This window comes from Natrinema soli (assembly GCF_028618695.1).
This window is the reverse complement of the sequence record NZ_JAQIVI010000525.1, coordinates 1-7444: the sequence shown is the minus strand read 5'-3', so window position 1 is coordinate 7444 and position 7444 is coordinate 1. Positions and strand designations below refer to the sequence as shown.

The 7444-nt window shown below is 64.8% G+C and carries 7 protein-coding genes; 2 read left to right on the top strand and 5 right to left on the bottom strand.

Features of this window, described 5'->3' with window-relative positions:
• A partial coding sequence (locus PGX04_RS25795) for a VTT domain-containing protein (protein ID WP_273741109.1) occupies positions 1-518 on the top strand: 518 nt, incomplete at its 5' end.
• 111 nt (positions 519-629) lie between these two features.
• On the opposite strand, the gene PGX04_RS25790 is transcribed toward PGX04_RS25795, so the two are convergent.
• The 3 genes from PGX04_RS25790 to PGX04_RS25780 form a co-directional block, all read right to left on the bottom strand.
• Positions 630-1154: a response regulator transcription factor gene (locus PGX04_RS25790; protein ID WP_273741108.1), complete on the bottom strand. Its 525-nt coding sequence runs from the start codon at positions 1152-1154 to the stop codon at positions 630-632.
• Between the two features lie 107 nt (positions 1155-1261).
• Complete coding sequence (locus PGX04_RS34800; protein ID WP_273741111.1) at positions 1262-1516, bottom strand: HVO_2523 family zinc finger protein; 255 nt, start codon at positions 1514-1516, stop codon at positions 1262-1264.
• A gap of 129 nt (positions 1517-1645) precedes the next feature.
• Entirely contained in the window at positions 1646-4780 is a 3135-nt protein-coding gene (locus tag PGX04_RS25780; RefSeq protein ID WP_273741107.1) for an adenosylcobalamin-dependent ribonucleoside-diphosphate reductase, read from the bottom strand.
• Between the two features lie 452 nt (positions 4781-5232).
• Here PGX04_RS25780 and PGX04_RS25775 point away from each other — a divergent pair, with 452 nt between their 5' ends.
• Positions 5233-5421 (top strand): hypothetical protein, encoded by a 189-nt coding sequence (locus tag PGX04_RS25775; protein ID WP_098726120.1) that lies wholly within the window; start codon positions 5233-5235, stop codon positions 5419-5421.
• 66 nt (positions 5422-5487) lie between these two features.
• On the opposite strand, the gene trpG is transcribed toward PGX04_RS25775, so the two are convergent.
• Positions 5488-6069: an anthranilate synthase component II gene (gene trpG, locus PGX04_RS25770; RefSeq protein WP_273741110.1), complete on the bottom strand. Its 582-nt coding sequence runs from the start codon at positions 6067-6069 to the stop codon at positions 5488-5490.
• Between the two features lie 71 nt (positions 6070-6140).
• Positions 6141-7444: anthranilate synthase component I (trpE, locus tag PGX04_RS25765; protein ID WP_273741106.1), on the bottom strand; the 1304-nt coding region annotated here is incomplete at its 5' end.

Below are 7444 nucleotides of genomic sequence, written 5' to 3'. Positions count from 1 at the left end.
CACTCCTCGGCGTCGTCGTGACCGTGCTCCCCGTTTTCGTCGCCGCCCGCTGGCTCAGCGCGGACGACGCGGTTGAGTCGGAGACGGCCCCTCGCACTCGAGGCACCCCTTCTGAGAGCGAGGGCGATAGCAGCCGACTCCTCGAGCGGGCCGGCGACACCGTCGCGCGCTACTACGAAACGGCGGGGCCGCTTCGGGGCGTCACCGCCTCGCGACTCGCACCGATTCCGTCGGATATCGCGACGTGTGCCGCCGCGGTCAGCGGCGTGTCGCTCCGCCAGTTCGTGGTCGGAACGGTGATCGGCGAACTCCCGTGGACGACCGCGGCGGTCGTCGTCGGTGCCTCGGCGGCGACGGTCACCTCGAGCGGGGTCGGTGAACTCGGCGTGGCCTTCTCGCTCGTCTGTGCTGCCGCTGCCCTCGTCCTCCTCGCCGGCCCCGTATACGGTACCGTCCGAACAGAACGTCGACCGGGACCGGACGAGACGGAGAACGCGGGACGATCGGCGGACAGTTAACGCTTCGATTGCGGAATCTCCGATCACTGGCTCTTCGAATCCGGCGTCCGACAGGGAGAAGAACCGCGTCGAGAGAATCCGTTCTACAATCGGGATCTATCGACCGGGCGGTTACTCGTCGTCGAGGCCGTCGACGAGCGAATCGCTCATCTCCTTCAGATCCGACTCGAGCCGTCGGTAGGCCTCCGTGTCGGTCAGCTCCTCGATGGACGCGTCGTCCTCCAACGTCTCCATCTTGTTCGAGATGGACTCGAGGTCCCGCCGGTCGTCCTCGCCGTAGCGCCCTTGGACTCGGAGGTTCTCGATGATCCGAGTGAGCTGGGTTCGCGTGACGGGTTTCGTGAGGTAGTCGTCGATATCCAGTTCGACGATATCGAGCCCGGGATCGACCGCGGTCACCATGAGCACCCAGCAGTCGTAGCCCGTCGCACGGATCTCCTCGAGCACCCGGTCACCGGTGATGTCGGGCATGTGCCTGTCGAGCAGGACGATATCGATCGCGTCGCTCATTCGCTCGAGTGCAGTGGCACCGTCGTAGGCGGTCACTACCTCGTAATCCCCGCCGACCCACATCGCGTAGAGGTCGGCGAGTTCCCATTCGTCGTCGACGACGAGGATCGTCGGTTGCGCGGACATGTATTCGTTGTTCGAGACCACAGACCGCCGTCTTGTAGGGGTTCCGGGTGACTCACGGCTCGAGTCGGCCGCTGAAAGCGTCGGTTCACTTCGAGAAAACCGGGATCTCAACGGAAGGGGTCGCTGCAGTCGATGATGACCCCGTGCTGGGGACAGACGTACTTGCAGTGGCGTTTGTACATCGGGGCCTCGCAATGTGGACAGCGTGGCGCACCAGTCGCTCGATCGCTCAAACCAGCCGCGCCGGCACCACTGGCGTCACCCACGTTGGTACCCCCAGCGGAACCGTCCGCGTTGGCACCCCTAGCGGAACCGTCCGCGTCGGCACCACCATCCGATCCCGTCCCGCCGTCGGCAGTCATACGCCAGTGTTCTCACCGGACGGTGCTAAGTGTGGTGTTCCCGCAGCTCAGCGACGGAAACGCGAGGGGAGAATACGAAGGCGAGAAAAACGGCAGAAGCGACAGCGTCGAAACGGTCCTACTCAGTGCTCAGCATTCCGACCAGCCGCAGCTATTGCAGGTTTTGCAGCCTTCGCTGAACTCGAGCGCGAGCGAGCCACAGTCGGGACACTCCGGCGACTCGCCGGCGTCGATGAGGTCCTGCGTCGCGTCGTCAGCGTCGGCGTTCGCATCCGCAGACGCACCGCCCTCCGCGGCGGCCGCGCCGCCGTCGGTCTCGGGCCCGTCGTACTCACTGAGGTCCGCGTCGGCCGACTCCTCGAGCGTCTGCTGTTTCGGGTACGGCTTGTCGATCTCGTTCGCGAGGTACCGGCGCATCGCGGTGCCGATGGCGTCGGGGATGGACTGAATCTGTTCGCCCTTGTCCCAGGCCACCTTCGGCGAGCGAGTGCCACAGAGTTCGTCGACGATCTCCTCGGGGTCGACGCCCGAACGCAGCGAGGTCGAGATGACCTTCGCCAGCGCCTCGGTGAAGGAGTTCGTGAACCCACCGGAGTGGCCGATGTTCGCGAACAGTTCGAACGGCTGACCGGTCTCGGGATCCTCGTTGATCGTCACGTAGATCTTCCCGTAGCCGGTGTCGATGCGCTGGCTGACGCCCTGCAGCGCGTCGGGCCGCTCGCGCTTCTCGGTGAAGTCGATCTGAACCGGCTGGCGACTGTCGCCGAGCAGCGAGTCGACGTCCTCCGCGAGGACGTCCTGGACTTCCTGGCTCTCGAGGAAGGCCTCGAGACCGCCGAAGATCTCGTCGATCTGTTCGACCAGGGCCTGTGCGGCCTCGGTCTCGTCGGCGAAGTCGGCATTGTCGGCGCGCGTCGTCAGCACCTGCTTCGATCGGGTGCCGTCGCGGTAGTAGGTGACGCCCTTGCCGCCGTTCTCGTAGACCCACTCGAAGACCTCCTTGGCGTCCTCGAGCGTGGAATCGTTGGGCGCGTTGACCGTCTTCGAGATGGCCGAATCGACGCCGTTCTGGCAGGCACACTGCACCGCTGCGTGCTGTTTCGCCGAGACGTCCGACGTGATGACGAACAGTTCGCCGATCGCGTCAGGAACGGTCGAGAGGCCCTCGACGCCGTCGAACTGGTTCGTCGCCATCTGCTCCTCGGCTTCTTCCTTGACCGCGTCGATGTCGATGTCGTTGTCCTCCAGGACGCGGAGGAAGTAGTCGTCGAACTCGACGAGCATCTCGTCGCCCTGCACGTCGTCGGTGACGTTCTTGTAGTAGGCGACGTTGTAGATCGGTTCACAGCCGCCCGTCGTGTTGCCGACCATCGAGGTCGTTCCGGTCGGGGCGATGGTCGTGACGTTGTGGTTGCGGATCGGGAAGCCGTCTTCCCAGTCGTCGGCGGACTCACCGGTCTGGCGCTCGAACCACTCGCGGTACTCGGTCGGGGTCGCGTACTTCGACTCGTTCCAGTCGTTGAACGAGCCGCGCTCTCGGGCGAGTTCGTGGCTCGTCGCCTTCGCGCCGTGGTTGATGTGGGTCATCAGCTGGCTGGCGACCTCGTTGCCCTCCTCGCTGCCGTACTTGATCCCGAGCTGAACGTACAGCTGGGCCAGGCCCATGACGCCCAGCCCGATCTTGCGCATGTCGCGGACCTTCTCCTCGATCTCCTCGACCGGGAAGTCCGACATCGTGACGACGTTCTCCAAAAAGCGCGTGCCGTACTCGATTCGCTCGTCGAACTCCTCGAAGTCGATGGCTTCTTCGAGGAAGGCCGCGACGGCCGCTTCCTGCGAGTCGTACTCGTCGCCGTGCTCGTCGGACCAGACGCGCCAGTCGGGCGCGTCGAGGTCCGCCAGCGTCGAGAGGTTGATGTGGCCGAGGTTACAGGCCTCGTACTCCTCGAGGGGCTGTTCGCCACAGGGGTTCGTCGCGAGCATTCGGTGGTCGTCCTGCTTCTCGACGTCGAAGGAGTGCTCCTTGTTCACTCGCTCGAGGTAGATGACGCCCGGTTCGCCGTTCTCGTGGGCGCCCTGGACGATGCGCTCCCAGACGAGTTCCGCGGGGACCGAAAGGGGTTCGCCGACCTCGACGTGCTCGCCGAGGTCGTACCGACTGTACATCTCCTTGGTCTCCTCGGTGGCGATGTGGGGCTCCTCGGTCCGCGGGTTGGTGAAGGTGTACTCCTCGTCGTTCTGGACCGCTTCCATGAAGCCGTCAGTGACGCCGACGGAGATGTTGAAGTTCGAGAGGTGGCCCTCGACGGCGTTACGCAGGTGCTTGGGGACGCGTCCGTCCTCGTCGATGAGGTCGCGGGCCTCCTCGAGCGCCTCCGAGAAGGTGGTGTAGGTGTAGTCGTCCGGGTCGTTCAGCCGCAGCGTGTGAGCGAGCGAGACGTCCTTGTTCTTGGCGTGGATAAACTCGATGACGTCGGGGTGGGAGACGCGCATGATGCCCATCTGGGCACCGCGGCGGGTCCCGCCCTGCGCGATGGTCTCGCAGAGCTGGTCGTAGGTCCGCATAAAGGTGATCGGGCCCGACGCGATGCCGCCGGTCGAGCCGACCGAGTCGCCGTAGGGTCGGAGCTGCCAGAAGCCGTAGCCGACGCCGCCGCCGGACTGGAAGACTTCGGCCGCCTTCTTGGCGGTCTCGTGGATGTCCGAGAGGTCGTCGTCGGGACTCATGACGAAACAGGCCGAGAGCTGCTGGAGCTCGTTCCCGGCGTTCATCAGGGTCGGCGAGTTCGGCATAAAGGAGAGCGACTCCATTCCGTCCGTAAAGGTCTCGGCGACGTCCTCGACGTGGTCGCGTACCTCGTCGGGGAGTTCGGGTACGATCGTGTCGTAGGCGAACTTGTTGACGTTCCGTTCGGTCAGGACCGTCTCGACATCGTCTTCGGCGGTAACTCCCTCACCGAAAACTTCCGCGACGAGCTCGTCCCGTCGCGGGTGGTCTGGCTTCAGCTGGTCGGGCGTGACCGTGATCTCGAGGTCGCGCTTCTCGGCCTCGTAGACGGCTTCGGCCAGCGCGATGTTCGTGCCGACGCGATCGAAGAGGTCCTCTTGCGTCTCGATCAGATCGCCGTTGGCGTCCTTCCGCAGATAGCGGGCCGGCAGAATGTTCTCGTAGGCGTTCTCTGTCAATCGCTCCGCCAAGGTGTCCCCGTCGGAGCGCTTGATCGGGAGCGTCAGATCCGCCGCGGAGAGCTCGACATCGCTCATGCGCGAATCGCCTCGTCGTTACACCGCTGGCGCACACCGATTCTGGCGTCAATCCGGGTCGTTGCTCTCATCATTCGTAACGAAGGTTCGGTATTCATGCATCCATCATAAAACGTGGTGTTGTTGTCCTACTTTTCTTGTACTACTGCAAATTTGGTTGCAAAGATGTCTCTGTAACCTATCGTTTCTGTGTTCTCTCACGACCGCCGAAACGGCCGTCTTTCTGGTCACTACGTCCTACGTGGCCGACCGCCTTAACGATTTTCAGACCGGACTGAAAGTGAGTGTAAACGACGAGAACCCGTCGCATTCGTGTGATTTTCTCTTTCAGAGTGATTCGAATCGTCGACCGGACAGCGCCGCTCGATCCGGTCACTGTTCGAGTCAGTCACTGTCGAGAGTCATTCATGATATCCAGAAAGATTACGTCCCTGCAGCACGCGGGGTCGCATATGATCGAAGCACTGACATCGGGGCCGACGATCCTCCTCGTACTGGCCGGACTGGCTGCCTTCGCCGTCGCCGTCGTCGCAATCAAAATCGCGATCAAACTGGCCGTCCGCATCGGCATCGTGGCCGCCGTCGTCCTCGCCGGACTTTATGCCGCCGGGTTCACCGACCTGTCGTTTCTGCCGTTCTAGACCGCCGGCGTCCCGCGCTGTTCGCGCTCGGAACACCCCTGCCGCAGCACGCGGTCGGTCCGCCGCTCAGACCGACTCGAGGAAGTTTTCGATGATATCGTGTCCGACGGCCGTGAGCACGCTTTCCGGATGGAACTGGACGCACTCGAGGTGATGCTCGCGGTGGCGCACGCCCATCACGAGCGTCCGCTCCCCGTGTTCCGCGGTCGCCGACACCTCGAAACAGTCGGGGACCTCGGTCGCGATCAGCGAGTGATACCGGCCGGCGCGAAAGCCCTGCTCGAGGCCGTCGAAGACGCCGCCGCCGTCGTGGTCCACCGCGGAGGCCTTCCCGTGGATCGGTTCGGGGGCACGGCCGATCGTCCCGCCGTACTCGTAGACGGCGGCCTCGAGGCCGAGACAGACGCCGAGCGTCGGCACGTCGGGGCTGATCTCCCGGAGCACGTCCATCGTGACGCCGACATCGCGGTCGTTTTTCGGATGACCCGGCCCCGGACTGATAACGATCGCGTCGGGATCGACGGCGCGCACGGCCTCGAGCGAGGCCGTATTCTTCAGGACCTCGGTTTCGGTGCCGGGCAGTTGGCTGACGTACTCGACGAGGTTGTACGTAAAGGAGTCGTAGTTGTCGACGAACAGGACCGTCATCGGGTCCGCGCCCCTGTTCCCGTTCTCATCTCCATCCGTAACGGCGTCCGTCTCGTCGGTCGTGGTCGCGCTCATCGGCTCACCTCCGCCGTCGCGTCGGGTTCGTCGTCCGGACTCGAGTCATCGTCACTGGCCGGCAATTCGATCTTCTCGAGCGCGGCGAGGACGCCGCCCATTTTCTGCTCGGTCTCCTCGTACTCGGCGGTGGGATCGCTGTCGGCGACGAGGCCCGCGCCGGCCTGGACCGTAATCCGATCTTGATCACCCTCGTCTTCCACTGTCGCCGTTCGAATGACGATCGCGAAGTCCGCGTCGCCGGTCCACGAGTAGTAGCCGACGCCGCCGCCGTAGAGACCGCGGGGGTCGGACTCGAGGTCGTCGATGATCTCCATCGCCCGGATCTTCGGCGCGCCCGAGAGGGTGCCAGCGGGGAAGGCCGCTCGCGTCGCGTCGAAGGCGTCGGGAGACGCCGTCTTCCGGCTTGCCGAACGCGGTTCGGCAACATCCGAGTCGGCGGCCAGTTCGCCAGTCACCGTCGACTCGATGTGCTGGACGTGGCTGTACTTGAGGACGTTCATGAACTCGTCGACGCGGACCGATCCCGGCTCCGAGACCCGGCGAACGTCGTTTCGCGCGAGATCGACCAGCATCGTGTGTTCGGCGCGTTCCTTCCCGTCGGCCAGCATCTCGCCCGCGAGGCGGCGGTCCTCGACGGGGCTCGAGCCGCGGTCGCAGGTGCCGGCGATGGGGTTGGACATAACCTCGCGCCCGCGGACGGAGATCAGCGTCTCGGGGCTGGCGCCGACGACGGTGAGCTCGTCGTGATCGAGCAGGTACATGTACGGCGACGGGTTCACGTCCCGCATCGCCTCGTAGAAGCCGAGCGGATCGACCTCGCCGTGGAGTTCCCGCGTCCGGGAGATGACGCCCTGATAGATATCCCCGTCGAGGACGTGCTCTTTGGCTCGACGGACGCTCTCCTCGTACTCCGCCTTGGAACCCGAGATTTCGTCTTCGCGGACGAACCCGCCCGTCTCGGGCCGGTCGGCCTCGCGCAGCGTTGCCGCCACCGCAGCGGCTTCGTCCCGGAGCGCGTCGTAGATCTCGTCCGGGTCGTCGTCGGCCTCGAGCACGGGCGTGAAGACCAGCGAGAGCGTGCCGTCGCGCTCGTCGAACGCCAGCGTCTTCGTCGTCAGGAGAAACTGCGCGTCCGGGAACCGCGAGTCGGGCCGCTCGCAGCCGACCTCCTCGAGCCAGAGGTCGTAGACCGCGTCGTAGGCCAGGAAGCCGACCAGCCCGCCCTCGAGGTGCTGACGGTCGTGGTCGGGCATGTTCGCGAGACTGACGTCCGGCATCGCAGCTCGCAGTGCGTCGA

Bases quoted from the DNA above. Each gene is read 5' to 3' on its own strand.
- PGX04_RS25790 (WP_273741108.1), bottom strand. From the start codon at position 1,154: ATGTCCGCGCAACCGACGATCCTCGTCGTCGACGACGAATGGGAACTC.
- PGX04_RS34800 (WP_273741111.1), bottom strand. From the start codon at position 1,516: ATGACTGCCGACGGCGGGACGGGATCGGATGGTGGTGCCGACGCGGAC.
- PGX04_RS25780 (WP_273741107.1), bottom strand. From the start codon at position 4,780: ATGAGCGATGTCGAGCTCTCCGCGGCGGATCTGACGCTCCCGATCAAG.
- PGX04_RS25775 (WP_098726120.1), top strand. From the start codon at position 5,233: ATGATCGAAGCACTGACATCGGGGCCGACGATCCTCCTCGTACTGGCC.
- trpG (WP_273741110.1), bottom strand. From the start codon at position 6,069: ATGACGGTCCTGTTCGTCGACAACTACGACTCCTTTACGTACAACCTC.